The sequence below is a fragment of the Paenibacillus sp. sgz302164 genome, from assembly GCF_056120505.1.
The window spans coordinates 248,910-274,477 of the sequence record NZ_JBVYOL010000006.1 but is presented as its reverse complement, the minus strand read 5'-3'; the positions used below and the strand labels follow the sequence as shown (position 1 = coordinate 274,477).

Genomic DNA, 25,568 nt, shown 5'->3' with positions numbered 1-25,568 from the left:
AGGCGCTGCGTCTTCATACACATCATCGATTTCGTTGGAGGAGGAGTCCTGCATGTCCGGACAAGTAATTAATGGAAAAGAACTCGTAAGCTCGATTCGTGAGGAAATTAAAGCTGAAGTCGCCGAACTGACCGCCAAAGGCCATCAGCCCGGCCTCGTCGTCGTCATCGTCGGGGAAGACCCGGCTTCGCAAGTATATGTAAGAAACAAAGCGAAGTCCTGCGACGATGTGGGCATTTATTCCGAAGTGCACCGCTTGGCGGAAAGCACGACGCAGGAGCAGTTGATCGACCTGATTCACAAGTTCAATGCGGACAGCCGGATACACGGGATTCTCGTGCAGTCTCCGCTTCCGAAGCATATTGACGAAGAAGCGGTCGTCGATGAAATCGATCCGGCCAAAGACGTCGATTGCTTCCATCCCGTCAACGTCGGCAACCTGATGATCGGCAAAGACGGCATGAAGCCCTGCACGCCGCACGGCGTCATCGAAATATTGAAGCGCACCGGCGTGGAAATCGCCGGCAAACACGCCGTCGTCGTCGGCCGCAGCAATATCGTCGGCAAGCCGATGGCGATGCTGCTGCTGCGCGAGCATGCTACGGTATCGGTCGTTCACTCCCGCACGCCGAATATGGAAGAGATTACGAAGCAGGCGGACATTCTTGTCGTCGCCGTCGGCAAGGCGCATCTGATCAAAGCGTATCACGTCAAACCGGGCGCCGTCGTCATCGACGTCGGGATGAATCGCCCTGCTGACGGCAAGCTGACCGGGGACGTCGATTTTGAAGCGGTGAAAGAGATCGCTTCGGCGATTACGCCGGTTCCCGGCTGCGTCGGCCCGATGACGATCACGATGCTGCTGCGCAACACCGTTGACGCCGCACAGCGCGCCGCTCAAGCGAATGTGAGCGTGTAGCGCGAAGTTATGGCTAAAAACGAGGCGAAAATCTTATCCGTCAAGGATTTGAACCGTTATATCAAAATGGCGCTGGAGGGCGACCCCCGTCTGCAGGACGTGTGGGTGCGCGGCGAAATATCCAACTTTACGCATCATTCCAGCGGGCATATGTATTTTACGCTGAAAGATGCGGACGGACGTCTGAAAAGCATCATGTTCGCTTCGCATAACCAGAAGCTTGCGTTTATGCCGAAGGAAGGCACGCGGGTCATCGCCCGCGGCAACATTTCGGTGTACGAGCGGGACGGAGCGTACCAATTCTATGTGACGGCGATGCAGCCTGACGGCATCGGCAGCTTGTATCTGGCCTTCGAGCAGTTGAAAAAGAAGCTCGAAGCCGAAGGGCTGTTCGCGGCGGAGCGCAAGAAACTGATTCCCCGGTTTCCGCGCGCGATCGGCGTGATCACGTCTCCGACGGGGGCCGCTATCCGCGATATTATCATCACGCTGCAGCGGCGCTACCCGTCGATCCCGATTCTCCTGTACCCGGTGCTTGTACAGGGGGCGCAGGCGGCGCCTTCGATCGTCAAGGCGATCGAAGCGATGAACCGGCTCGGTGAAGCCGAGGTGCTCATCGTCGGCCGCGGCGGCGGCTCGCTCGAGGAGCTGTGGGCGTTCAACGAGGAAGCGGTCGCGCGGGCGATCGTCGGCTCCGCGATTCCCGTCATCTCGGCCGTCGGCCACGAGACGGACTTCACGATCGCGGACTTCGTCGCCGATCTCAGAGCGCCGACGCCTACGGCGGCGGCCGAGCTCGCGGTGCCGCACCACCTCGAGCTGAAGCAGCAGCTGTCGCAGCATGCGCAGAGGCTGCATTACGGGCTGCTCCAGCAGCTGCGCCGCAAGCAGGAACGGCTGGAGCGCGCGAAGCGCTCCCCGTTCCTGACGAACCCGCGCAGGCAGCTGCTGATGCAGCCTGCGCAGCGGCTCGACCGGCTGGCGGAGCAGCTCGGTTACCGCATCCGGCAGCGGCTTGCCCGCGCTGCCGAGCGCCACATGAAGCTGGAGCGCAAGCTGTCCGGCTTCGATCCGCGCGAGCAGGCCGTGTATGCGAAGCGGCGGCTGGTTACAGCCGGCCGGCAGCTGGACACGGCGATGCAGAGCCTCCTGCGCGTCAAAAAGCAGGAGTGGCAGTCCGGCGTCCGCCATCTGGACGCGCTCAGCCCGCTGAAAGTCATGCAGCGCGGCTACAATCTGGCGTACGACGAGAAGGAGCGGACGCTGATCCGTTCCACCCGTCAGGTGCAGATCGGGGACGTTATCAAAATCCGGCTGTCGGACGGCAAGCTGGATTGTCACGTATGGGGTATGGAGGAGATCGAGGATGTCAAATAGCGAAACGGAACTCAGCTTCGAGCAGGCGATCGAGCAGTTGGAACGCATCGTCGGCCAGCTGGAAAGCGGGGACGTTCCTTTGGAAAAAGCGATCGAGCTGTATCAGGAAGGGGTTCGTCTTTCCCACCTGTGCGGCTTGAAGCTGGAGCAGGTCGAGAAGAAAATCGAGATGTTGGTGGAAGGGGAAGCGGGCGTCACCCGCAAGCCTTTCCAACCGGCCTTGGAGGATAAGGGGAATTCGGTTGAATAACATAAGCACGATACGCGACTATATAACCGAAGAAGCGGAAAAAGTGGAGGCGGCGCTCGCTGAGTCGCTGCCTGCCCAGTGGCAAGTCCCCGGTCCGCTGCGGGAATCGATGAATTACTCTTTGATGGCCGGGGGCAAGCGGCTGCGGCCGATTTTCGTCCTGGCAGCGGCAGAGGCGCTTGGAGGTTCGAAGGAAGCGGCGCTTCCGGTCGCCTGCGCTATCGAGATGATTCACACGTATTCCCTGATTCACGACGATTTGCCTGCGATGGACAATGACGATTACCGCCGCGGCAAGCCGACGAACCATAAAGTATACGGCGAAGCGATGGCCGTTCTGGCCGGCGACGCGCTGCTGACGCATGCGTTCTACAGCGTTGCGCAGGCGCGCAAGGTTCACGGCGCGTCGGCCGAGCGCATACTTGCCATTACCGAAGAGCTTTCCATCTTTGCCGGAGCCCGGGGCATGGTTGGCGGACAAGCCGCCGACATGCTGGGCGAGCAGGGCATCACGAAGCTGGAAGAGCTTGAATATATTCATACGCACAAAACGAGCGATTTGATCGTCTTTTCCCTGCGCGCCGGCGGCCACATTGCCGAAGCGTCGGAAGAGCAGCTCGCCGCGCTTAGCCGGTTCGGGCTATGCATCGGCCTCGCTTTCCAAATTCAGGATGATATTCTGGATCTCATCGGGGATGAAGCAAAACTGGGCAAACCGGTTAAAAGCGATGAGAAGCAGGAAAAGGTGACGTACCCGTATTTCATCGGGATCGAAGCTTCGGAGCAAAAAGTGAGACAGCTGACCGCCGAAGGCAAAGAAGCGTTGTTGAAAGCGCAGCTGCCGAATCCCGCCCGTCTGCTGCAGCTGGCGGATTATTTGATGCAAAGGGATCACTAGCGAACGCCGATATAGTACGTCGCGCTCCATTTTATGTTATAATGGTGCAAACTTAGCATTTTGAACATTGAAAGCGAGGAAACAAGCGTGCTGCTCGAACAAATCAATCAGCCTGAGGATTTGAAGCGTTTATCCATAACGGAGCTTGAGACGTTGGCGGATGAGATCCGGCAATTTCTGATCGAGAAGCTGTCCGTTACAGGTGGACATCTGGCCCCCAACTTAGGTGTGGTTGAGCTCACCATAGCGCTGCATACCCTGTTCCACAGCCCGTACGATAAATTGATATTTGACGTGGGCCACCAGGCTTACGTTCATAAAATATTGACAGGCCGCATGGACAAGTTCGATACGCTCCGCAAATACAAGGGCTTGTGCGGTTTTGTCAAACGCTCCGAAAGCGAGCATGACGTCTGGGAGGCCGGCCACAGCAGCACATCGCTGTCAGCGGCGATGGGCATGGCGATGGCGCGGGATTTGCAAGGCGAGCATTACAAAGTTGTCGCCGTTATCGGCGACGGCGCGATTACAGGCGGCATGGCGCTGGAGGCCATGAACCATATCGGCCATGAAAAGAAAAATTTGATTGTCGTGCTCAACGACAACGAAATGTCGATTGCGCCCAACGTCGGGGCGATTCATAACTATTTAAGCAAGATCCGCTCGGACCGCCACTATTTGAAAGCGAAAGAGGAAGTCGAGCATTTACTTAAGAAAATTCCTGCCATCGGCGGAACGCTGGCCAAGACGGCGGAGAAGCTGAAGGACAGTCTCAAATATTTTGTACTGAACGGCGTTTGGTTCGAAGAATTGGGCTTCACCTATATCGGCCCTGTCGACGGACATAATTTGCCGGTGCTTATGGATACGCTCAAACAGGCGGAAAAAGTGGCCGGACCCGTGCTCGTGCACGTCGTAACGACCAAAGGCAAAGGCTACACGCCGGCGGAAAAAGATTCGCTGACCTGGCACGGCGCAGGGCCGTACAAGATCGAATCGGGCCAAATGCTGAAATCCGCAGGCCATCCGATGTATACGGAAGTTTTCGGCAATACGCTGATCGAGCTGGCGGAGAAGGACTCGCGGATCATTGCCGTCACGCCGGCGATGCCGGGAGGATCTGGGCTGCTGAAGTTTGCCAAACAGTTCCCGGATCGGATGATCGACGTAGGCATCGCCGAGCAGCACGCCGCAACGCTGTGCGCGGGACTGGCCAGCGAAGGCTTGAAACCGGTATATGCCGTGTACTCGACATTCCTCCAAAGAGCTTACGATCAAGTCGTTCACGATATTTGCCGGCCGAAGCTGAACGTGACGTTCGCCATCGACCGCGCGGGCTTTGTCGGGCCGGACGGCGAGACGCATCAAGGCGTGTACGATATCGCCTTTCTCCGCTCGCTGCCGAATATGGTGCTGATGATGCCGAAGGATGAGCGGGAACTGCGGGATATGATGCAGACGGCGCTTGAATACGGTGAGGGTCCGATCGCTTACCGTTATCCCCGCATTAACGGGCGGGGCGCGAAGCTTGACGAGGTCCCGAAAGCGATTCCGATCGGCACCTGGGATACGGTGCGGGACGGCGACCATGCGGCCGTGCTGGCCGTCGGTCCGATGGTGGAAATCGCCGAGGAAGCGGCCGAACTGCTGGCGAAAGAGGGCTTCCATCTGCGCGTTGTCAATGCGCGGTTTATTAAGCCGCTGGACGAAGCGTATTTGCTGCAATTGGCGCATGAAGCTCTTCCGGTCGTTACGATGGAAGAAGGATCGATTCAAGGCGGATTCGGCAGCGCGGTGCTGGAATTTTATGCGGCTCGCGGTATTGTGGGGCTGCCCGTCAAGCTGCTCGGCGTGCCCGACTATTTTGTCGAGCACGGTTCGGTGAAGGAGCAGCGCGAGGAAGTCGGCCTGACGCTGCAAAATCTTGTCGCGGAAGTGAAAGCTTTAGTTCCGCGCAAACGCCAGCGGGCGTAAAACCGGCGGGGCGGTGCACGCAGCCGCTTCGCTAACGAAGCTGCGAGACAAGGAGTTCAAACTTTACATGTCGTCGGATAAAGAACGAATTGATATTTTGCTTTTGGAGCATGGATATTTTGAAAGCCGGGAAAAAGCGAAGGCCGCTATTATGGCAGGCCTTGTTTTTGCGGATGAAGAGCCTGTGGACAAAGCAGGCACCAAAATCAGCCGCAAAGCCGCGCTCAAGGTCAAAGGCGCCGTGCATCCTTATGTAAGCAGGGGCGGGCTGAAGCTGGAGAAAGCGCTGAAACTGTTTGACATCGATTTGCAAGGGGCGGTGATGCTCGATATCGGGGCATCGACCGGCGGGTTCACGGACTGTGCCCTGCAAAACGGGGCTTCTTACGTATACGCTGTCGACGTGGGTTACAACCAGCTGGACTGGTCGCTGCGCAACGACGAGCGCGTGAACGTCATGGAGCGGACGAATTTCCGCTTCACCAAAAGGGACGATTTGACGGGACCGCAGCCGACTTTTGCGACGATTGACGTCTCTTTTATATCGCTGCGCATCATTTTGCCGCCGCTGAAAGAGATTTTCCGGGAGCAAGGCGCCGTCATCGCGCTGATCAAGCCGCAATTCGAGGCCGGCCGGGACAAAGTCGGCAAATCCGGCGTCGTTCGCGACCCCGAAGTACACGAAGAAGTGCTGAGGTCCGTGCTTGCCTTTGCCGATGAGCTGGGCTTTCGCTTGCAGGGGCTGACTTTTTCTCCCATTACGGGCGGGGAAGGCAATATTGAGTTTTTGGCGTACTGGACCTGCGGCGGGGAGCATTCTTCGATTGCAGCGGGGGGCATGGAGTCTGCCATTCAGACTACGGTTCGTGAAGCGCAGAAACTGCATGGCAAATAAACTCATCCTGAGCCCGTCCGTGTGACATGAGGGCGCAGAGATGGGTTTTTTGCTGGAAAAAAAGGATTTTCCGGGAACCCCGCGAATAGTAAGGCGAGGTGATGGACATGGAAAAGGGCGATATTACAGTCATTTTGCTAATCCTGATCGTCTTTACGGGCTTTATGATGCTGCGTTTCCAGCGGTGGCTGAATACGCCTGTAAAGAAGCGTTTTCGCGTGCCTGCCGAAGCGGATGTTCCTTATGACGATACTGTGGAACTGCTGGAAGGAGCCGGGTTTGATGTGCTCGCAGGGAAAACCAAGGTTCCCGTCACCATGGTTGTGAATGACAGCGAACAGCTGGAAAGCCGGTATTTTATCGACTATTTTGTGCAAAAGAACGAAGAGTTGTACCTGGTAAAGCTGGCCAAAGACCGCAAGCCTCTCGAAATGACGGGAAGCGCCGTTCGCGATATGCTGCTGCCCTACAGCCTTATTTATCCGGAAGCGTCCGGCGTGTTGTATGTAGATATGGAGCAGCAAAAAATTAAAAAAATTACGTTTCATATAGAGGTGTAAGCAATGAAGGGTCAAAGGCATGTGAAAATAAGGGAAATCATTACGAATCATGAGATTGAAACTCAGGATGAGCTTGTGGAATCGCTGCGCGCCGCCGGTTTTCATGTAACGCAGGCAACCGTTTCCCGGGACATTAAAGAGCTTCATCTGATCAAAGTTCCTTTGGATGACGGCCGCTACAAATATTCGATGCCGGCGGATCAGCGCTACAACCCGATGCAGCGGCTGCGCAGGGCGCTCAGCGATCATTTTGTGAGCATCGATTATACGGACAATCTCGTCGTCATGAAATGCTTGCCGGGAACGGCGAATACGATTTGCGCGCTGCTCGACAACCTGGAGTGGGCGGAAGTGATGGGAACGATCGGCGGGGACGATACGATTCTCGTTATTTGCCGCGGCAAAGATCAAAGCCAATCTTTTGTCAATCAAATCATGTCCTTACTATCCTAATGCCTGGAGGAAAACATGCTGACGGAACTATCGATTCGCAACCTGGCGGTCATTGAACATGTACATATTCGGTTTAAAGAAGGCTTTCATGTATTGACGGGGGAGACAGGCGCAGGGAAATCGATCATTATCGATGCCTTGACACTGATCGCAGGCGGCCGCGGCTCGTCGGAGCTGGTTCGTTACGGCGAAGATAAGGCGGAGATCGAAGCGATGTTCGAGCTGCCTGCCGATCATCCGGTTTGGCAAACGCTTACGAATCTCGGAATAGAAGCCGATGCTAGCGAGCATTTGATCATACGCCGGGAAGTGACGACAGCGGGGAAAAGTTCCAGCCGGATCAACGGGCAACTGGTCAATTTGACGATGCTAAAGGAAGCGGGCGAAAGCCTGGTCAACATTCACGGGCAGCATGAGCACCAGTCTTTGTTAAAAGTGGACGAGCACATTCATTCGCTCGATCTGTTCGGCGAAGCGGAAATCCGCCGGGCGAAGCAAACGTATCAGGAGGCGTACGACCAGTACACCGGTCTGCAAAAGGAACTGCGCGAGCTGCAGGAGACGAGCAAGCAGGCGCTGCAAATGCTCGATTTGTACCGGTTCCAAATCGAGGAGCTGTCCGCGGCGAAGCTGAAGCCGGGCGAAGACGAAACGCTGGCTGAGGAAAAGCGCAAGTTGGCCAATGCCGAAAAGCTGTACCAAAGCGCCTCGGAGTCTTACGATTTGCTTTACGCCTCCAATCGCGGACTGGATGCGGTGCGCAAATCGATCAACCGGCTGCAGGACATCGTCCAGTTGGATTCGGCCAAGCTGAACCCGCTTCTGGAGCAGGCGCAATCCGCTTACTACCAGTTGGAGGACGCGGCTTATCAAATGCGGGATTACCGCGATGAAATCGAATTTAATCCCGAGCGGCTCGATTTTATTGAGGAGCGGCTTGACCTGATTTCCTCTTTGCGCCGCAAATATGGGGAACATATACCGGAAATGCTCGCTTATTTGGATAAAATCATCAAAGAAGTGGACACCATCGAAAATAAAGACGAGCATATCCGCAGGCTGGAGGACCGCTTGGCCGTTCTGGAGCGGCAGCTCGCCGCGGCGGCGGTCGATCTCTCGGACATCCGCAAGCGGCTTGCGGAACAATTGGCCGTGCAAATTGAGGCGGAGCTGCGCGACTTGCAAATGGAACGAACCCAATTCCGGGTGCAAGTCCAGCGTGTACCGGATGAACGCGGAATCGATGTGGACGGCGGCAAAGTCCGTTTCAGCCGGGAAGGCATCGATCAGATCGAGTTCTTGATGGCGCCGAATCCCGGCGAACCGCTGCGCGGGCTGAGCAAAATCGCCTCGGGGGGCGAGCTGTCGCGGATTATGCTGGCGATGAAGGCGATATTCGCCCGCATCGATCAAATTCCCGTGCTCGTTTTTGACGAGGTCGACACGGGGGTAAGCGGCCGGGCCGCGCAGGCGATCGCCGAGAAAATGTCGGTGCTTTCGCGCAGCTGCCAAGTATTTTCGATCACGCATCTGCCGCAGGTGGCTTGCATGGCCGATGTTCATTTTGCCATCCATAAGGAAGTGGACCGCGAGCGTACGTTTACGCGCGTCAACGATTTGCCGGAAGCGGGGCGGACGCAGGAACTGGCGCGAATGCTCGGCGGCGTTGAAGTTACGGATAAAACCTTGCACCATGCGGAAGAAATGCTTACTTTGGCGAATGAAAAGAAATCAAGGATATAAAAGTTTGCACAGCTATCATTTTCAGTTATAAAACCGGGGGAGTGGGGTTAAGTTATAGGTACGCATTTGACGAAGCTGTTCGTCAGGGCTCAGGAAGTGTAAAGGAGCGTGAAATAGTTGCAATCCAGCAAAAGAAAAAGATTGATAGGACTCTTGCTCGTCTTCTTCGTTTGTATGGTTAGTTTGTCCGCGCCTTTCCAAAGCTTTGCCTCATTTCCCGAAGAGCTGCGCTTGTTCAGCGGCCAGAAAAAACAGCTCCAATTGACGATGCCGGTGAGTGCCCAGGTCACGGTCAACAATCCGGATATCGTAAAAGTCAACGGCAATGCCAAGCACTCATTTCAGGTTAATTTGAAAGAGCCTATTTCTTTGCAGTCCGACCGTTCCGGCCAAACGGAAATGAAAGTCAAGCTGTTCGGCGCCATTCCGATCAAAACGGTTAGAGTGAACGTCGTTCCCGATTTGAAAGTGATCCCCGGCGGCCAGACGATAGGCGTAAAAATCAAGTCGGCGGGTATTTTGGTCGTCGGCCACCATCTCGTTTCCGTTGCCCAGGACAAAAAGATTTCCCCCGGAGAAGAAGCCAAAATTCAGGTCGGCGATCTCATTACCAAAATTAACGGCAAAGAATCCAAAGATGTCAGCAAAGTAGCAGATCTCGTTACGAAAGCTGGAGAAAGTAAAGCACCGCTCGATCTGACGATTCGCCGCAATAACGAAGAGATTCTAGTCAAGCTGCAGCCTGCTTACGACATCGTCGATAAATCGTACCGGCTAGGGCTGTATATTCGCGATTCCGCGGCCGGTGTCGGCACCTTGACCTTCTATGCGCCTGATCAGGGCGTATACGGGGCGCTGGGGCATGTGATTACGGATATGGATACGCAGACTCCGATCGTCGTTGGCGCAGGGGACATCGTCTATTCGAACGTAACATCCATCGCCAAAAGCCACAACGGAGAACCCGGTGAGAAACGCGCCACCTTGTACAAAGACAGCAAAGTGATCGGCAATATCGAGAAAAATACCGCCTTCGGTATTTTCGGCAAAATGTACACGGCACCGGATCACAGCCTGGAGAAAGATGCGATCCCCGTTGCTTTTGCGGAAGAAGTGAAAGAAGGTCCAGCCCAAATCTACACGGTTGTGGAAGGTCAAAAAGTCGAGAAATTCGATATTCAAGTCGTCCACGTTTCCAAACAGGACTTCCCGGCCACAAAAGGCATCGTGATCAAAATTACCGACCCGCGGCTCTTGGAGAAAACAGGCGGCATCGTGCAAGGCATGAGCGGCAGCCCCATTATCCAGAACGGCAAAATGATCGGAGCGGTTACGCATGTATTTGTCAACGATCCGACGAGCGGCTATGGCTGTTTCATCGAATGGATGCTGCAGGATTCCGGTATCATTTTGAGACCTTCATCGACAGAATCAAAGGCTAGCTAGAGGCCTTTGATTTTTCTCTTATATGGCCTCTCTTTCTAATATGGTTCAATTTCCAAATAATCATGTCGAAAAATGTTGGAAATAGAAGATAAATATTTAATTATATAAGAAATCGAAAAAAAAGGAAAGAAAAATAATTTTCGACAGGAGGAATTTAAACCAGGGTGTCGAATACCTTAACCTAAGAGAGAAAATTTACCAAATCAACTTGTATTAGTAGCTAAAAGGAGGATTTCAAGTTGCAAAAAATTCAGGTGTTGCTGGCAGATGATAATCGTGAGTTCACTCACTTATTATCAGAGTTTATCGGTGAACAAGAGGACATGGAAATTGCAGGCGTCGCTTACAACGGAAATGAGGTGCTTCGCTTCATTGAACAGCAGCGCGAAGTGCCGGATGTACTGATTCTGGACATCATCATGCCTCATCTGGACGGCCTCGGCGTCCTTGAAAAGCTTCGCGAAATGAATTTGAATCCGCAGCCCAAAATCATCATGCTGACCGCTTTCGGGCAAGAAAACATCACCCAAAAAGCCGTTCAACTGGGAGCTTCTTACTACATACTTAAACCTTTTGATATGGAAGTGCTTACGAATCGAATCCGTCAGCTGGTTGGAGGCAATCAATCTGCGGCCATGACTTCGCCTTCACCCAAAGCGAACGTTGTTCATATGCCAAAAGGTAAAAATTTGGACGCCAACATTACGAGCATCATACATGAAATCGGCGTACCTGCACATATTAAAGGATACCAGTACCTGCGCGAAGCGATTACGATGGTTTACAACAACATCGAGATTCTTGGAGCCATTACCAAAACGCTGTACCCGGCCATTGCCGAAAAATACAAAACAACCCCAAGCCGCGTCGAACGCGCCATCCGCCACGCGATTGAAGTCGCCTGGACCCGCGGCAACATCGACAGCATCAGCTTTATTTTTGGCTACACGATTAATATATCGAAATCGAAACCGACGAATAGCGAATTCATCGCGATGGTGGCGGATAAGCTGAGAATTGAGCATAAGGTGTCGTGAAAGCGGGAATGACGCGGAGTTTGGACGGTTTCCAAAACGCTTGTTCGCGTAAATTTATCGTCCACTTAGCGGTAAGGTTCCGATAAACTTTTACGCAGCAATTGCGATAAACATTTACGATTTTACCTCCGTTTCCCGTTTTGATTTATCGGATATATGTACGCCTCAATCTTAACGCATTTTGCACGTATTTACAAACGTTTGTTCGAGAAACGCGATTATCTGCATTGGCTCGCGAATGAATTACGGAAGGCGGCCGGGCTGGCTGCGGAGTGATTACGAAAAAGGGCGTCGTTTGACCGTTTGATAGCGGTTGGGCGGCGCTCTTTTTTGCGTTTATAACTAGCCAGCGCGTAAGAAACAGTATACAATAGAGGAATATTATGGAAATAAGAGTGGCGTAGAGTTGAAACGAGGTCTATTCGTAATGTTAGCTGCGGCTATAAGCGGTTGCAGTAGCGGAGGGGAAGCGGTTAGAACTGCGGTAACAGTAGTAAGCGCGAGTCCTACGCCTGTACAGACGGCAGCGTCAACCACTAACATAGATGCCGAGTCAAAAGTCGTTGAGGAAGCGGCTGCCAAAACAAAATTGCTAACGTATATGTCGGAAAACTTCGGTGGCGGTATTGATCCGAAAGGAAAAACGTCATGGTATGATTATATAAGGGACTACGAAATCCATAAATCGGAGAATAAGTACACTATCGTAGTAAAAACGGATTTGTATCCAAAAGAGAGTACGAAGGCCGCAGCTAAAAATATATTGACCGCAGTAACGTTCTTCGATGACATAGAGATAGGGGACGTTTCAGTTTTCGCTAACGACGGGCTGACACTACTTGCAGGAAATTAATTCCGGCTTCTTGACGTCACAAAAAATCAGCGAATCTGACGCGGAAATTAAGCGTTAGTTATCGGCATTAGTATATTCGTTCCTTCGCGTAAAAAACGAGCTAATTTAGCGGCTAGATTCGCTCAAATAACGCAAAATACTTACCGTTTAGCCGCGCGGTAGGTTTTCTACGTTTTACAGGCCGCCGAAGTATAACAAAAAGCCTGGCTCAAATGGGAACCAGGACTCTTTTGTACCAACGAGTGCAACCATCGATACAACGCTAGCCGAACAAAGAACGCGCCTAGATATCTCGCGGCGCTCTTCTGTTACGCGGGGTTTATTCGTTCTTAGACAGCCCGAGCGCCTCTTTCAGCCCGTTCTGCAAAATCAGCGAGTAATTAAGCCCCGCATTATCGCCAGCATCGCGCAACCACTTTGGCAGCGTGCAGTTTTTCGTCACCGACTTATTGGCAGCCTCGTCGCGGTAGGGCGGCATATAGACCTCCACGAACACGATCCTGTCAGTAGCGTCCAGCAGTTCTATATGATCGGGAGCGGACGGAGGGGGCGCAGGGGTTCCTTCGGCCTCCAAGTCGAGCAACCGGCTAACTAAGACGTCTTTCGCCTGACGAACGCCTGCGGAAATATCTGCGGCTAATATGGCGGTGCCTGGGAAGTCAGGGAAATACATACCGATTCCGCCGTCTTCCGCTCTTTCCGCAACAACGGGGTACATGAAATGCGTTTGTAAACTCATGTCCATTCCTCCTGATTTCAAATAAAGGGAGCGCGATTGTGGGAAAACCGGGGTCAGAATTGAACCCCGGATGAGCGCTCTATGCTTCTTAGTGTTCCTTTCGGTATCGTTTCGCCGCCGCTGTGGCAACTTATGTCCGCAAACCGTGTCGGGTCATCTTTGTGTATGTAGCGGTTGTGGCTCGTTCCCTTACCGTGCGTCGGCGATTTAATGAATCCGGCCTTTTTAAGCGCCTGCAACACTTCTCGAACCGTTTTCTGTTTCCCCATCGCGCTCCCTCCTTTCCTACCTTTATTATAACACGCATTATAACGCGTGTCAACTTATTTATGCGTATAATTATGCGCGTTATATACGATGGGGGTATATCGATCAGATGGCGCAGCTTCTGAGAGGGGCTGTGTCTTTTGGCGGTTAGGCGAAATATGTGACATGGAAGGATTACCCAAAAGGGATCGCGAATACGTTAAGTGGAATAAGTGCAATTACGGAGGTTGTTATCGTGACTGATAAAAAGTTCGAAGACCGCTTTAATGAGAAGCCTCAACGAGTGCCCGGATTGTGGTTTGATGGTAATATACGCCATTGCAAACACTGCGACCGACCGGTAAGGCCCGTCAAGAGGCCGTCATTAATTGTGATCGCTGTGCTTATCGTTCTACTGATCTTCATGACAGTGATCGGCGCAATACTGTCCGGACTATACTTGCTTTACTACGTGTTTTTGCAGCGGAAAGAGTGTCCGATCTGCCGCGGGAACAATTTTAGAATGACAGACAAGCATCGTGAGGACTTAGCGGAGATTAAGCGTAGTTTTACAGGGAAGTAAAATACAAAAGACGGTAGCTTTTCGGATTATTCCGATCGGTCGCCGTCTTTTTCTTCCATTTCGATACCCATCAATTGAAGGAAGGATATATCATTAATTTCTTTGTGTTCCAATTCCTCTACTCTTTTCAGTGTTACTTTCTTACCGTGTATTTTCCCGGCAATTCCAAAAGCAGCTCTAATAAATTTAGCCCTCGAATTTCGCGGATTTTTATAGTCGCCGTGATGCAGCTCTTGAATCCGGGATGCTACTGGACCGTGTTCAAAGTCTATTGATTGTGATACATGGGCAAAGTCATTACGTATTTTACGAATAAGATTTAAGTCTCTTCTTACACTCTTACTTATTAGACCTAGTAAGTAAGCTACTTCAATTCGACTTGAAAATGAGGATAGTCCCCCAGAGCCACTTAGTAAATTATCAGCGGCATTTTCGTCGTCTACCATATAGCATCGTAATAATTCATATAGGAACTCGTCCAAGAATGCGGCAGCCATTAGAGCGCATCCCCTATCCGTCTCGTGAATTAAGGACTGACGAAATTCGAATACTTCATTAGAGATAGGCCTATGTCCTAAACTTTCAACCACAGCGTCAAGGGCTTCGCTCGTAAACTGCGCCAAATACTGTTGATCCTCGGTTGACATTAAATGTTCCTCCTCAATGAAAAGACGCTCAGGCAGCAGGCTTGCTGTTTACGGGGTCTTTTCGTTGTTGTCCGGTACGTATTCGAGAATATCTGAAACGGTACAGTCTAACGCTTTACATAAAGCTTCGAGAGTTTCGAATTTAATACCGTCAGTCTTTTCATTATAGAGCTTCGTTATTCCATTGCGGTGTAGACCGTTTCCCTGCTCTTTAGTCATTCGTTCAATATCCGCAATCTTCAAGCGACGTTCGCCCATGAGCCGGGATAAATGTACCTTTATCATAGATGTAATCGCCTCCTAATGTAATTATATTTCTAAGTGTTAAAAATTTCAATTACAGTGTTGACAATGCACACTATAGGGTGTAATCTGTGAGTAGCGAAATTAACACTTAAATGTGCATAATGTACACTAAAGTGTGAAAAATTATTTTTGGGAGGTTTCACTCACTATGCCAAACGTCCACATCCGCTTTATTACGCACTTATCCGGCACTATCCACACGACAATGTTCAACGGTACCGCCCGCCAGACCATCGCTGTACAGCGCGGCTTCTTTTGCGCGGTCACCGGGGTCGGCCGCGATGCCGTCCTGGGTGCGATAGAGGTTACGCCATTCATCGCGGCCGCTCTCGGCTTCATCGTTCCCGTTGCGGAAAGGAGGGAAGCGATATGACGTACGGAACCTCATTTTATCCGCCGCCACCCGTTCGCCGTCGCCGCATAAGTGGGCGCACGATCGCGAAATTACTCGGCATCGCGCTGGCCGCGCTTGTCCGCGAGCTTTTAACGTAAGGAGGCGGCTACCATCGATAATTACCAGGCTATTGCGTATGCGACTCTTGCGCTGCGTGACCTCGGTTTTGACCGCGAGACTATCGCCAAGGTTCGCGGCAAAATGTTGTACGTATTCGATATGAAATCGGAATCCGAGGCGGAAAAGGCCGCCGATCAATATTTACGGGAAGCCACGCGACGACTGACGGAGGTTTCGTCTGACCGGAAAGGGGGTGATGGCTATTCGCGAGATAACGGTACGAATGAAACATCGGGATGACGTTGCTAATGAAATGTTAGTTTTCGATTTTGGAACGCGTATCTACTGACAGAGGACGTAGCGATGATCCTTGAGCCGGAAGACGAAATCGTTACAATATCCCGCGTCAAGTTGCGGAATGACGGTACGTATTCGCGCACGTCCTCCGGCAGCTTCGAAATTCCGATCGATTTAAAAATGTATGTCCGCATTCAGTCCGCGCCAACGGAACTGCATGCATTAATCGCGGCTCTTGCTGTATGAAGGTGGCCGCTTTCTGACCGGAAATGGAACGTATGTTCTGATAAAATTAAGAAGTACGGATTTGCGAGCCGTGAATGACACGGTCGGGGAATGCGCGCTAACGCACACTTCGGAGCTAGGTACCGTTAATACGAATAGCTCCCGCTTTTTGGGTTAACTTTGTGCGCCAACGCTTCGTTAACCTGCGATTCGGAGGGAGCCAGCGCCAAATGGCTCCGATTCTTCCCCGGTGCCTAGCTACCGTGCTGCCAACGCGATAGCGGGATCGCCACGCCGGGTTTTTCTCCGCCGGTCTTGCGCTAACATTTCCGGTGGCACTTTTTACATCGTTTTTCTTTGCGGGAGTGGGTCGGCGGCAACCGACCGTTTGATACTCCGTTAGGCAACGCAGAGAGTTCAACATAGCGCGCGGGTGAGTGGAATCGTCTGCGCGTTTCTTTCTATACACTATGATACGAACGTGTATTCGATAGGTTTCAGAATTTCAAAAATATTTTTTAGAATGTCCTAAAACGTCGATCGGTGGACGTGTATTATATCCGATACCGTGAAATTTTCTTCGCGGGAAGTGTGCGGACAGGTACAGACCGTAGTATATAACAGTGTACGACATTCACATTTGTCAACGTGTTAGTAAGTATGTAACACAAATTTTTATTGCTCAGATACGTACCAAAAAGTTCAGTTTGGATGTGGGAATATAAATGATAGGGAACGAGTTGGCTAATCACTTTGCGCGGAAGTTGTGCGGTCAGAAAAATAACTTTGTACAATACAGTATAAGCAGAAAGCACTCGTTAAGGAGGCGGCAAAATGTCAACGCCAGCGCAAACGTTACAAACCGATATCCACGTAATTGCCGCAGAAATAAACTCCTACAAGCAAATCGCTGGGCACGCGATATTCGAGATCGGACGGCGGTTGAAGCACGTTAAGGAAAACGACCTGGTGCACGGTCAGTGGGAGCGGTGGTGTACCTCAGATATCGGGATGACACGCCAGCAAGCAGACAAGTTCATTGTCGTATACGAAGAGTTAGGCGGAAATGACAATCCAAATTGTCAAATCGGGATTACTCGATTGTATGAGATTGCGCTCTTCCCCGAAAAAGAGCGCGAGCGCCCGCACAAGGTTCCGTCAACTGGCGCGACAAAAACGGTCGACGAAATGACGGTGCGCGAGCTTCGCGAAGTCAAGGCTGCGCTAAAAGCTGCGGAAGAGGAACGCGACCAGGCGGAAGAAAAAGCGGCAGCTCTGGCGGATACAATCGAGTCGATACGTGCCGCGCCGCCGAAAATTGAGTACGTGCGCGATCCTACCGAGTCCGAGCGGCTAAGCAAAAGTGTACAAAAACGAAAGTAGAGTCGTATGTTACGGGGACGGCTATAGTCGGCGAAATCACTAGATTTTTTTCGCGAAAGTGTGCAAAATGCCTCCGGCCGTACATAAACGGTATGTGAGCGCGAATAAGCGCACCAACAAAACGATAAGGGAGCGATTGGAATATGGTAAACATCAAACATTTGCAAAACGGTAAAAACGCGGTTTACGTTAAAAACGACGAGCACGGTAGGAGACTAATAACGGAATTGCTGGCGTCCGAATGCGGTGCCACGATACGAGTTAGACCGCTATACGCTGGCAGGATCGCGATTTATATTGACAATAATGTGCCTGGACGAGCGCTTATTGCGAAGGTACTAGAATCGTACGAGCCACGCGTAAGCTAATCACAAATCTTACGAAACCTAACGCGGTGGCCGTCGCAATCCACTCGCTGCCGCGCTCTGGTTTTTCTTATGCGAACAATTACGAGGAGGGTATACGATGAAATCGACGACGGAGTTGACCGAAGAAAATCGCCAGCTTAAGCGGGAAATCCGCTGGCTACGTTCGAAACTCGATTTAATACGTAAGCGATGTACGGGCAGTTTTAGTCCTATCGTTCAACGCGACGCGTACATTATCGCCAATAGCGCATATAACACGAGTTTGAAGCGGATGAAAGATATATCCGATTAATTTTATCGGAATTGAAATCCATACTCCCAACGTTATATTTACGTCTATACTTCTTCTTACGGAAAAACGCCGAAAACCCGCGTCATTACTGGATTTTTTGCGCGATTTAGGGAGGTTAATTCCCTAAGTTGTTCCGATTGCGAAGCGGTCTTCTTCGTGATCGGTTGAATTGACGCGGTGATTTCCCGCGGCAAGAAACTGTGCTTAGGCTCGCGACCAGTTTGGAAACTGACCGTTGAGCGTAGTACCGCTATTACACTTCTTGTCCGAGAAACTCACTCGTCCAATTCATACGTCCAAGGCAAAAAGCGCCTTGAACGTGTCCATTATTACATACTCTCGCGATAACGGAGGTAACTATGCCGAACATAACGGTAATCGATAGCGTAATGGGCAGCGGTAAGAGTAGCTGGGCGATTCAATTTATGAGCGATGAAGCTAACGCATCCGAGCGCTTTATCTACGTAACACCGATTAATACCGAAGTTGACCGGATAAAGGAAGCGTGTCCTGGGCGCGCATTCCGTAGTACGAATTTAGATAAGTATAACGGCCGTAAGATGCACGTTGTTAAGGAGTGGCTACAAGATCGCGCTAATATCTGTACGACTCACTCGTTATTCCGTGCTGCTGACGCGGAGTTCTTAGCGTATGTACGCGAGAATAACTATACGTTGATATTAGACGAGGCTATGTCGGTAATCGAATTATCGGACGTTAAAGCGAAGGATATCGAGACGCTTATAGAGGCGAAGAATATCGCGTTTGATTCCGACGGGCGCGTTGTTTGGCTAAAGGATGATTACGACGGACGCTTCGTGGACATTAAAGCGTATGCTAAAGCCGGTACGCTATACCATCTTAGCGGCAAGATGTTCATTAAAGCGTTCCCGTCCGAAGCATTTAACGCGTTTTCAAAAGTATACTGTTTGACTTACCTTTTTAAAGCGCAGCAACAGCGGTGTTATTTCGACTTACACGGGATTGAATACGAAGTTAAAGCGATCAGAAAAATGCGGGAAGGTACTTATGAAATTATTGACCATGACGTAGAAAACGAAAGGCGACCCGGTCTTTATTCGCTTATCGATATCTACGACGGCCCGCTTAATGAAGTTGGCCGGAAGGAGACTGCCTTGTCTTCTTCGTGGTTCGCGCGCTCGACAACGCTAGACGATCGGAAAACGCTACAGCGTGCTACACGTAATTTCTTGCTAAACGTACAGCGAGCACGTACCGCGGATGCGTTGTGGACAACGAAAAAAGGCGCGTTTAAGGTAAAGGATTACGTAAACGCCTTCACACCGATCAACTGTCGCGGAACGAATCAATATTCGGATACGTGGGCGCTGGCATATGCGTTTAACCGTTTCGCTAATCCGGAGGAGAAGATGTTTTTCGGCAAATACGGAATCGTGATTGATCAAGACCTACTAGCCGTTAGCGATCTCTTACAATGGATTTGGCGCTCACGAATCCGAAGAGGAGAGCCCGTTAAACTTTACTTACCGTCAAGCCGAATGCGTTCTCTATTGATCGCGTGGAGTAAGTACGAAATTTAAGGAGGCGATCGTTTGACTGCGGTTCTTGATGTCGGCCAGCCACTAACACATGGCGAATTTAAACGAAGAGTAACGAAATTTAATCGTAATTTAACTGCTACCTATACCGACGTCCAACGTGTGATGGACTCTTATCGCGAAATGATCGATCGTCACACGGATACCGTCGATGTGCGTGATTTAGTGACGCCAGACACACGCAAAATGCCTGGCGATAAAGCAAATCGCGTTTATTCGAGCGAGTTTTGGCAGGCGGTTGGATTCATGTCGGACAAGATCGCGTATGTTTGCGAGAATATCGACCGCCAGCGGAACAAAACGGAGGCCGTGCAGCGGACTCGCAGCGAGTGGGAAACAATCGAACGGTCATATGTCGGCGTGAAACCAATTCCGCCGGAAGGATTTCGCGTATGTGAGGCGTGGAACTGCCATATGACCTATCGCGAAATCGGCAAACGAACATCTAAGTTTTGTAGCGCGGATTGCCGGAAAGAACAGAAAGCTGCAAACCAACGGTTACGGGATAAGGGCACATTCATACCGGTCAAAGTCTACGAGAGTCACCGTTTGGCGTACGTCGAGAAATTGCGGCTTTATACGGAAGTATCACTTCGGGCCGCGTTCGGTCTTGCTACGGATGGCAGGGACTATCGTATTCATCGGAAGAAAACACAAGTAGACCTCCGGCCGGGCGCGGACGAAGCGCGGAAGAAACACGGCGAGATCGTTTGCTTCAATATACAGGACGTTGAGCATACGATAGATGAGGCCGGGCGATATCGTTTCGGTAACGAATGGCGGCGAGTCTCCGCGCAATTTCGTGGAATAATTTTATAGTATAGATATAGGAAGACGTAAGGACTCGGGCGCGCTGTGTCTTTGCGATTTTCTAACGAAATGGGTGTTCCGTGTAAGCGGAGCGCCTTTTTTGTTGTCCGTATGTATAAAAACAATCACAAAGAAGGAGGTTCAATGAGGTGAAACTGAGTCCCGAATCGTTCCGCATTATCCGCGTTGTACATGGGCTGTCACAACGGGAGTTTGCGGATTTGCTCGACTGCTCTGTTTCGACCGTATCTAAAGTCGAAAAGGGCTATCGTAACCTCACGCATGGCATTGAGCGCAAGGTAGTCGAAGAACTTGCGCTGACCGTAGAAAAACTAGCGCGCATTCATACTCTTTACGAGGAAATTAGCGGGGGTGGCCGCCTATGAAAACACAAGAAACGGAAGTACTAGCAATGATCGTAAATCACCGGATTGACGATGGCACGCATGTCGTGATGATATCCCCGCCTGATGCTGACTACGCTTTTCGCGTTGCCCGCTGGCCTGTAGACGAGAAGACTACGTCAGTCGACGCAATTCTCGCGGGATATCACGAGGCATGGGCTTGGAGTGATCGTTTTGACGCAACGGCGGTTTTCGTTTACTCGACCGACACGGAAGCGCTAGGGGAATTTGATCGGCTAATCCACGGAAATGATGAGGAGCCCACCAATGCCTAAGCGCCTAGCGGAAATGACCGCGTTTCTCCTTTGCGACGGCGGCCGGTTCTATCCCGGAACGAAAGGGAAAATTGCCCGGGTTATCACTTCCGATGAGCGGACGCTATTTTATCGCGTTGGCGAGAGCTGCTCGGCGGCCCATGCAGGAGTACTGCTATCGACGCTACTGAACGATCCGAAAGTCAAGCCATTAAAACGGGAGGATTTACTATGAGTGGATATGCGCAAGCAAAAACGTGGTCGGGCGGAGATGCCACAGGCGACATGCTGGATATCGTGCCATTCGAAGGTTACGTAAGGAAGACGGAAGTTAAGCGGGAACGTCCGGCCCGAACGATCAGGCTGACCGGCACGGTTACGAAATGGAATCACGGCCGCGGTTTCGGTTTTATCCGCCCGGACAACGGCGGCCGGGACGTATTTATTCACGTTTCAGAACTACAGCGCGCCGGGATGGACGAACGGCTTACGTATGGGCAGCGAATGACGTATGAATTGCAGATGGATTCGCGCGGGAGAGAGACGGCGATACATGTCGAGGAAGCTCGATGAGGCCGCTATTGCAGATCGTGACGGCTCCGTTTGAGTCCGTACAATTAATCGTGGTTCACGCCTTCGACGATCAAGGCCGCTTCTGCGATCAGATTGTTCGCGAAGATGGCGCTGACGCGATACTCTTCGCGGTGGCCGACTTAATGACCGCACATAGTTTCGAAACGGTCGATATTGAGACAGACGACGAGGGGGCGTTTAAGGCGTTTATCTCGATATCGGGCGTAAATGTGAAGCTCGTATCGATCACGGAATTAACGGCGCTCTACGACGCGCTTACTCCGGCGAACCCGCAGTTCGGCGTTCTTCAAGACCTGTTCGCGCCGAAGTTGAGCGAGCATAAAACGGTAGCAGTCGGAGAGCGGGCGTCCTGGTGGCGGCGTCTATTAACGAAGATAACTAACGGAGGGATACGCGATGATAAAACAGGAACTACGAGAAAAATATAACGTTCAGCACGAGCAATACGGTCTAATTCTTGAGCGCTACCATCAGCACGAGATTGAGGCGGAAACAAGATTGCAAGCCCTGCGCGCGGAACAGGAGCAGCTCATACGAAGGGAGTTTCAAACGGGAGAAGACCTCTCCAGAGAAAAGAAGCTTCTGCGCGGTAAAATTGCCGACGCGGAGGAAGCTCTTGAGGCAGCGGAAACAGAGCACAAACAAGCGTGGGAGTTCGCCCAAGTTGCACAGCAGGATCGGATCACAGTTCGGCAGTTAGTGCTCGATTGGAACGGCCCTTACCGGAGCGCTGTACGTGAAACGGAATTAGCACCGATCGTGGAGCGGATCAAGCGTGCGCGTGAAGAGTACTTGAACGGTATCTTAGACTTTCTTGAATTTAAGTCGGACTACTCTCCGGCATATAGCGATTTACGCGATCTGGCACACGAAGATAATAGGAGCCATCCTGGCAATATGATGTACCCGCATGAAATCGCGGATTACAGCGACTTCCCAAGAATTTCTAATAGCGAGCTTATTGACCTGGAGGCTCGCCGAGAATTACCAAGCGATTTGAGACGAGTAAAAAACGGAGGCAGAAAATAATGACGAACTACAACCTTCTAAAACACAAATTAACTGCGAAAGTGATTGCGGGCGAGAAGATCACGAGAGAAGACGTTACAGCGGCCGCCGATGTAGCGAAAGAAACCGGCTCAATCGAGAATCGCGTGCTTTATGCGACATTGCGGCGGCTGCACGAAGTGAGCGAAAAGGCAGCGGAATAGGTTTCCGTTAGGAAGAATATCGCTTGGGAAGAGGTGAAAGATGGACGTATGGGTTATTGGTGGGAGCGGTTTGCTCGGATGTGTGTGCCCGTGTGTGATAATTTTTTTCAAGGTAAAGGTAACAAGACTATTATCCTAGAGAATATTGCACATTATATAGTTCTTAAAAATCAAGGACCTGGGTCAGTAACGGTCACAACTGGTGATAAATTTAGAGATACAATGGGGCCGATCAAATTAATCGTAGGGGATACGATGATGTTCCGTGTTCCGGCTTTCGACCGCATTAAAATTGAAGCCGGATCGGACACAGCGTACGACGGGCATACAGCGAGAGACCCTGACGAATGGCGGCACTCTGCGGAATATTTATATCGGTAACTTAGCGTAGGAGCTGGCGGGCTCCTTTTTAAAACCAAAACAATAAAAAAAGGGGAAATGAGAACATGGCAAAAACGATCACAACGGACGAATTTTTAACAGCATTCCTAACGACCGACCTCGTACCCGAAAGAGACGTGTATATGAAGCGATTCGGGCTCAATTTTCGGATTAAGGGGCTGGACGGCAAGCAACTCGCAAGGCTGCGTTCTCAGGCGTCTTACCCGACCAAAGGCGGCGGAACAACGGTTGACGAGGAAAAGCTGGCCGCGCTCCTTATCGTGAGCGCTTGCGTTCAGCCTAACTGGTCAGACGCGCAGGTTATCGCACAATTCGGGCCCCTTCCGGAAGATGCGGTACAAAAACGGCTGCTCGCGGGGGAGGCCGCTATGCTGAGCGCAGAAATTCTCGATTTGTCCGGATTTAGTAAGGAGAGCGAGGAAGTCGACCAAGTAAAAAACTAATAAGGGAGGGCGGAATGCCGTATGTGCTTCATGCGGTATTCCAGCGCCACAACCTCCCGCCTGACGAGTTTTACGCGAAGCCTGTAAATGTGCAACGCTTCATTATAGCGTCTACATTGCTGGCGATCGAAGAGGAAGATAGAGCGAAAGGGGAACGTTAACCTTGACGATTGATCAAAAATGGGAACGGTGCGCTCATAAGCGGTCGTTAATGAAAGGATTGATGTAGGATGTTCGACTTAACCGCGCGGCTGCGGCTGATTGACGATTTTAGCCCGAGAATCCGGCGTGTAATCAGCTCCACAAATGCACTCAGCGCGAGCATGAAACTCGGCTCCCTATCGACCGCTATCTTCACGGGTGCGGCGGCGGTTGCTGCAACGAAAATGACGAGCAACGCGCTCAAGCTGGCGTCGGATGCGGAGCAAGCAGGACTTGCCTTTAAGACAATGCTCAAAGACGGTGAGAAAGCGAATCAATTTATCGAGGAAATGACTGATTTCGCCGCGAAGACCCCGTTTGGACTTGCGCAGGTCCGCGACGCTTCGAAGTTGTTGTTAGCGTTTGGGTTCGACGCGAAAAAAGTTATTCCGATGCTGACCGGGATCGGTAACGCGTCCGCGGGGCTGGCGCTAGGCGAGGAAGGAGTAAACCGCATCACAAAAGCGCTAGGGCAAATGAAAGCCAAAACGAAAGTGTCCGCAGACGAAATGCTCCAACTTGTTGAGGCAGGGGTAAACGGCTGGGATATCCTATCGAAGCGTTTAGGCGTATCGACGGCCGAAGTCATGAAGCTGGCGGAAAAGGGACTGATCCCCGCAGACAAAGCGATTAGGATACTAGTCGACGGAATGAACGATCAATTTGGCGGTATGATGGATGAAATGAGTAGGTCGACTAAAGGCCTATACGATCAAATGCATGATACCTTCGATAATCGGATTCTTGTTAGATTTGGTACCGGGATTACGTCCGCACTAAAGCCTCGCTTTGAGAAAATCGTCGATTGGATTAATAAAAACGAAGCGACTATCAATCGTTGGGGCACTAACATTGAAAAAGTGGCGGGATTAGCGGTTGACGCGATTATACGCAAGTTCGAGCAAGCCGGAAACTACGTAAAGACGCATTTTATCGACAATCCGGAGTTTCAGAAGCTGGACACGTTCGAGAGTCAAGTTGACTTCGTCTTCAAAGATATTCAGAGATCGTTTGATAAATGGTATGCAGATACGGGCAACGCGAAATTAAAGAGCATCGCTGCGGACATTTCGTCTACGCTCGCGTCCGGCATTGAGTCTGCCTCAGGGCCGATTACGGATGCTGCGCTTAAGATAGGCGGATCGATCGGAACTGGGTTAATCAACGGACTCAGCGAAACTGTAAAGAATCATCCGATCTTGTCCGGATTAGCTGCCGGGGCGGCCGCGCCTGTTCCCGTACAAGGTAAAGTAGCTGTCGCGTTAGGTGTAGCCGCGCAGGGCTATTCAGACCAAGCCAAATCGGCAATTATGAACAGCGGAATCCCGCAATTTGCTACCGATCTGACCTCCGGCATCCAAAAGATTCCGGGAATGTCCGCTGTTACGAACGCTCTTTCTGAGATGAACCAGAGAATGTCGAGCGATTTAGGTTCGCTATTTGGAGGAAAGGCTACCGAGTCAACGCCGCCGGGCCACGCTGGCGGACTCGATCGCGTTCCTTACGATCGATACCCGATGTACGCGCATAAAGACGAAATGGTGCTCACGCCAGCGGCAGCGGACGACTACCGCTCATCCGGCGGCCGCCGCGGAGGAACTAACGTTAACGTGACGATGAACGGCGTAACGGTGCGCGAGAACGCGGATATTCAACGTATCGCGAAGGCAATTGCCGTAGAACTCGCGGGGAGGTAAGTGGCGATAGCCCCGATATTAGCGATG

General features: G+C 51.5%; 34 protein-coding genes. 30 read left to right on the top strand and 4 right to left on the bottom strand.

Translation table 11 applies throughout. The features are described 5' to 3' along the window. The first annotated feature begins 52 nt into the window (after positions 1-52). The 12 genes from folD to AC0LWT_RS12420 all read left to right on the top strand — a co-directional run bounded on the left by folD (position 53) and on the right by AC0LWT_RS12420 (position 12,405). The gene (folD, locus tag AC0LWT_RS12475) at positions 53-919 is read left to right on the top strand and encodes a bifunctional methylenetetrahydrofolate dehydrogenase/methenyltetrahydrofolate cyclohydrolase FolD (RefSeq protein ID WP_474681571.1); all 867 of its coding nucleotides are present in this window, start codon (positions 53-55) and stop codon (positions 917-919) included. 9 nt (positions 920-928) lie between these two features. After that, positions 929-2,296 (top strand): exodeoxyribonuclease VII large subunit, encoded by a 1,368-nt coding sequence (gene xseA, locus AC0LWT_RS12470; protein WP_474681570.1) that lies wholly within the window; start codon positions 929-931, stop codon positions 2,294-2,296. Then, positions 2,286-2,546: an exodeoxyribonuclease VII small subunit gene (gene xseB, locus AC0LWT_RS12465; protein ID WP_474681569.1), complete on the top strand. Its 261-nt coding sequence runs from the start codon at positions 2,286-2,288 to the stop codon at positions 2,544-2,546. Before xseA ends, xseB begins: the two co-directional genes overlap by 11 nt. A gap of 1 nt (position 2,547) precedes the next feature. Further along, entirely contained in the window at positions 2,548-3,444 is an 897-nt protein-coding gene (locus tag AC0LWT_RS12460; protein WP_474681685.1) for a polyprenyl synthetase family protein, read from the top strand. A gap of 87 nt (positions 3,445-3,531) precedes the next feature. After that, positions 3,532-5,418, top strand: coding sequence for a 1-deoxy-D-xylulose-5-phosphate synthase (dxs, locus tag AC0LWT_RS12455; protein WP_474681684.1), 1,887 nt, complete (start codon positions 3,532-3,534; stop codon positions 5,416-5,418). Between the two features lie 67 nt (positions 5,419-5,485). After that, positions 5,486-6,313 carry a TlyA family RNA methyltransferase gene (locus AC0LWT_RS12450; protein ID WP_474681568.1) on the top strand — a complete coding sequence of 276 codons (828 nt, stop codon included), beginning with the start codon at positions 5,486-5,488 and terminating at the stop codon, positions 6,311-6,313. 107 nt (positions 6,314-6,420) lie between these two features. After that, complete coding sequence (locus AC0LWT_RS12445) at positions 6,421-6,873, top strand: hypothetical protein (RefSeq protein ID WP_474681567.1); 453 nt, start codon at positions 6,421-6,423, stop codon at positions 6,871-6,873. Positions 6,874-6,876: 3 nt separating this feature from the next. After that, positions 6,877-7,326 (top strand): transcriptional regulator AhrC/ArgR, encoded by a 450-nt coding sequence (gene ahrC / locus AC0LWT_RS12440; protein WP_474681566.1) that lies wholly within the window; start codon positions 6,877-6,879, stop codon positions 7,324-7,326. 15 nt (positions 7,327-7,341) lie between these two features. Then, entirely contained in the window at positions 7,342-9,069 is a 1,728-nt protein-coding gene (recN, locus tag AC0LWT_RS12435; protein ID WP_474681565.1) for a DNA repair protein RecN, read from the top strand. A 117-nt stretch (positions 9,070-9,186) separates the two neighbouring features. Continuing rightward, entirely contained in the window at positions 9,187-10,515 is a 1,329-nt protein-coding gene (spoIVB, locus tag AC0LWT_RS12430) for a SpoIVB peptidase (protein ID WP_474681564.1), read from the top strand. A 239-nt stretch (positions 10,516-10,754) separates the two neighbouring features. Continuing rightward, positions 10,755-11,552 (top strand): sporulation transcription factor Spo0A, encoded by a 798-nt coding sequence (spo0A, locus tag AC0LWT_RS12425; RefSeq protein WP_474681563.1) that lies wholly within the window; start codon positions 10,755-10,757, stop codon positions 11,550-11,552. 427 nt (positions 11,553-11,979) lie between these two features. Further along, complete coding sequence (locus AC0LWT_RS12420) at positions 11,980-12,405, top strand: hypothetical protein (protein WP_474681562.1); 426 nt, start codon at positions 11,980-11,982, stop codon at positions 12,403-12,405. A gap of 319 nt (positions 12,406-12,724) precedes the next feature. On the opposite strand, the gene AC0LWT_RS12415 is transcribed toward AC0LWT_RS12420, so the two are convergent. The 4 genes from AC0LWT_RS12415 to AC0LWT_RS12400 form a co-directional block, all read right to left on the bottom strand. Beyond that, positions 12,725-13,144, bottom strand: a complete 420-nt coding sequence (locus AC0LWT_RS12415; RefSeq protein ID WP_474681561.1) for a type II toxin-antitoxin system HicB family antitoxin — start codon at positions 13,142-13,144, stop codon at positions 12,725-12,727. A gap of 53 nt (positions 13,145-13,197) precedes the next feature. Then, positions 13,198-13,413 carry a type II toxin-antitoxin system HicA family toxin gene (locus AC0LWT_RS12410; protein ID WP_474681560.1) on the bottom strand — a complete coding sequence of 72 codons (216 nt, stop codon included), beginning with the start codon at positions 13,411-13,413 and terminating at the stop codon, positions 13,198-13,200. Positions 13,414-13,999: 586 nt separating this feature from the next. Further along, positions 14,000-14,620 carry an MltR family transcriptional regulator gene (locus AC0LWT_RS12405; protein ID WP_474681559.1) on the bottom strand — a complete coding sequence of 207 codons (621 nt, stop codon included), beginning with the start codon at positions 14,618-14,620 and terminating at the stop codon, positions 14,000-14,002. Positions 14,621-14,668: 48 nt separating this feature from the next. Next, entirely contained in the window at positions 14,669-14,905 is a 237-nt protein-coding gene (locus AC0LWT_RS12400; protein WP_474681558.1) for a helix-turn-helix domain-containing protein, read from the bottom strand. 169 nt (positions 14,906-15,074) lie between these two features. Here AC0LWT_RS12400 and AC0LWT_RS12395 point away from each other — a divergent pair, with 169 nt between their 5' ends. The 18 genes from AC0LWT_RS12395 (at position 15,075) to AC0LWT_RS12310 (ending at position 25,541) form a co-directional block, all read left to right on the top strand. Continuing rightward, positions 15,075-15,299, top strand: coding sequence for a hypothetical protein (locus tag AC0LWT_RS12395; protein ID WP_474681557.1), 225 nt, complete (start codon positions 15,075-15,077; stop codon positions 15,297-15,299). After that, the gene (locus AC0LWT_RS12390) at positions 15,296-15,418 is read left to right on the top strand and encodes a hypothetical protein (protein WP_474681556.1); all 123 of its coding nucleotides are present in this window, start codon (positions 15,296-15,298) and stop codon (positions 15,416-15,418) included. Before AC0LWT_RS12395 ends, AC0LWT_RS12390 begins: the two co-directional genes overlap by 4 nt. A gap of 325 nt (positions 15,419-15,743) precedes the next feature. Then, the gene (locus AC0LWT_RS12385) at positions 15,744-15,923 is read left to right on the top strand and encodes a hypothetical protein (RefSeq protein WP_474681555.1); all 180 of its coding nucleotides are present in this window, start codon (positions 15,744-15,746) and stop codon (positions 15,921-15,923) included. An 813-nt stretch (positions 15,924-16,736) separates the two neighbouring features. Further along, positions 16,737-17,285, top strand: coding sequence for a DUF3102 domain-containing protein (locus tag AC0LWT_RS12380; protein ID WP_474681554.1), 549 nt, complete (start codon positions 16,737-16,739; stop codon positions 17,283-17,285). A gap of 465 nt (positions 17,286-17,750) precedes the next feature. Then, positions 17,751-17,945 carry a hypothetical protein gene (locus AC0LWT_RS12375; protein ID WP_474681553.1) on the top strand — a complete coding sequence of 65 codons (195 nt, stop codon included), beginning with the start codon at positions 17,751-17,753 and terminating at the stop codon, positions 17,943-17,945. A gap of 359 nt (positions 17,946-18,304) precedes the next feature. Beyond that, a complete protein-coding gene (locus AC0LWT_RS12370) occupies positions 18,305-19,507 on the top strand; it encodes a DEAD/DEAH box helicase family protein (protein WP_474681552.1) in 1,203 nt (400 codons plus the stop codon). Between the two features lie 12 nt (positions 19,508-19,519). Then, positions 19,520-20,344 (top strand): hypothetical protein, encoded by an 825-nt coding sequence (locus AC0LWT_RS12365; RefSeq protein ID WP_474681551.1) that lies wholly within the window; start codon positions 19,520-19,522, stop codon positions 20,342-20,344. A 140-nt stretch (positions 20,345-20,484) separates the two neighbouring features. Next, complete coding sequence (locus tag AC0LWT_RS12360) at positions 20,485-20,721, top strand: helix-turn-helix domain-containing protein (protein ID WP_474681550.1); 237 nt, start codon at positions 20,485-20,487, stop codon at positions 20,719-20,721. Further along, positions 20,718-21,014 carry a hypothetical protein gene (locus AC0LWT_RS12355; protein ID WP_474681549.1) on the top strand — a complete coding sequence of 99 codons (297 nt, stop codon included), beginning with the start codon at positions 20,718-20,720 and terminating at the stop codon, positions 21,012-21,014. The genes AC0LWT_RS12360 and AC0LWT_RS12355 overlap by 4 nt, the downstream gene beginning before the upstream one ends. Continuing rightward, complete coding sequence (locus AC0LWT_RS12350) at positions 21,007-21,228, top strand: hypothetical protein (protein ID WP_474681548.1); 222 nt, start codon at positions 21,007-21,009, stop codon at positions 21,226-21,228. Before AC0LWT_RS12355 ends, AC0LWT_RS12350 begins: the two co-directional genes overlap by 8 nt. Beyond that, positions 21,225-21,566: a cold-shock protein gene (locus AC0LWT_RS12345; protein WP_474681547.1), complete on the top strand. Its 342-nt coding sequence runs from the start codon at positions 21,225-21,227 to the stop codon at positions 21,564-21,566. The genes AC0LWT_RS12350 and AC0LWT_RS12345 overlap by 4 nt, the downstream gene beginning before the upstream one ends. Next, complete coding sequence (locus tag AC0LWT_RS12340; RefSeq protein WP_474681546.1) at positions 21,563-22,015, top strand: hypothetical protein; 453 nt, start codon at positions 21,563-21,565, stop codon at positions 22,013-22,015. The genes AC0LWT_RS12345 and AC0LWT_RS12340 overlap by 4 nt, the downstream gene beginning before the upstream one ends. Continuing rightward, positions 21,984-22,616 (top strand): hypothetical protein, encoded by a 633-nt coding sequence (locus tag AC0LWT_RS12335; protein ID WP_474681545.1) that lies wholly within the window; start codon positions 21,984-21,986, stop codon positions 22,614-22,616. Before AC0LWT_RS12340 ends, AC0LWT_RS12335 begins: the two co-directional genes overlap by 32 nt. Beyond that, positions 22,616-22,798: a hypothetical protein gene (locus AC0LWT_RS12330; RefSeq protein ID WP_474681544.1), complete on the top strand. Its 183-nt coding sequence runs from the start codon at positions 22,616-22,618 to the stop codon at positions 22,796-22,798. Before AC0LWT_RS12335 ends, AC0LWT_RS12330 begins: the two co-directional genes overlap by 1 nt. Before the next feature lie 48 nt (positions 22,799-22,846). After that, positions 22,847-23,179 carry a hypothetical protein gene (locus tag AC0LWT_RS12325; RefSeq protein WP_474681543.1) on the top strand — a complete coding sequence of 111 codons (333 nt, stop codon included), beginning with the start codon at positions 22,847-22,849 and terminating at the stop codon, positions 23,177-23,179. Between the two features lie 65 nt (positions 23,180-23,244). Further along, positions 23,245-23,643, top strand: a complete 399-nt coding sequence (locus AC0LWT_RS12320) for a phage tail assembly chaperone (RefSeq protein ID WP_474681542.1) — start codon at positions 23,245-23,247, stop codon at positions 23,641-23,643. A 14-nt stretch (positions 23,644-23,657) separates the two neighbouring features. Continuing rightward, a complete protein-coding gene (locus tag AC0LWT_RS12315) occupies positions 23,658-23,804 on the top strand; it encodes a hypothetical protein (protein ID WP_474681541.1) in 147 nt (48 codons plus the stop codon). Between the two features lie 69 nt (positions 23,805-23,873). Next, entirely contained in the window at positions 23,874-25,541 is a 1,668-nt protein-coding gene (locus AC0LWT_RS12310) for a tape measure protein (RefSeq protein WP_474681540.1), read from the top strand. The last annotated feature ends 27 nt before the right edge of the window (positions 25,542-25,568 follow it).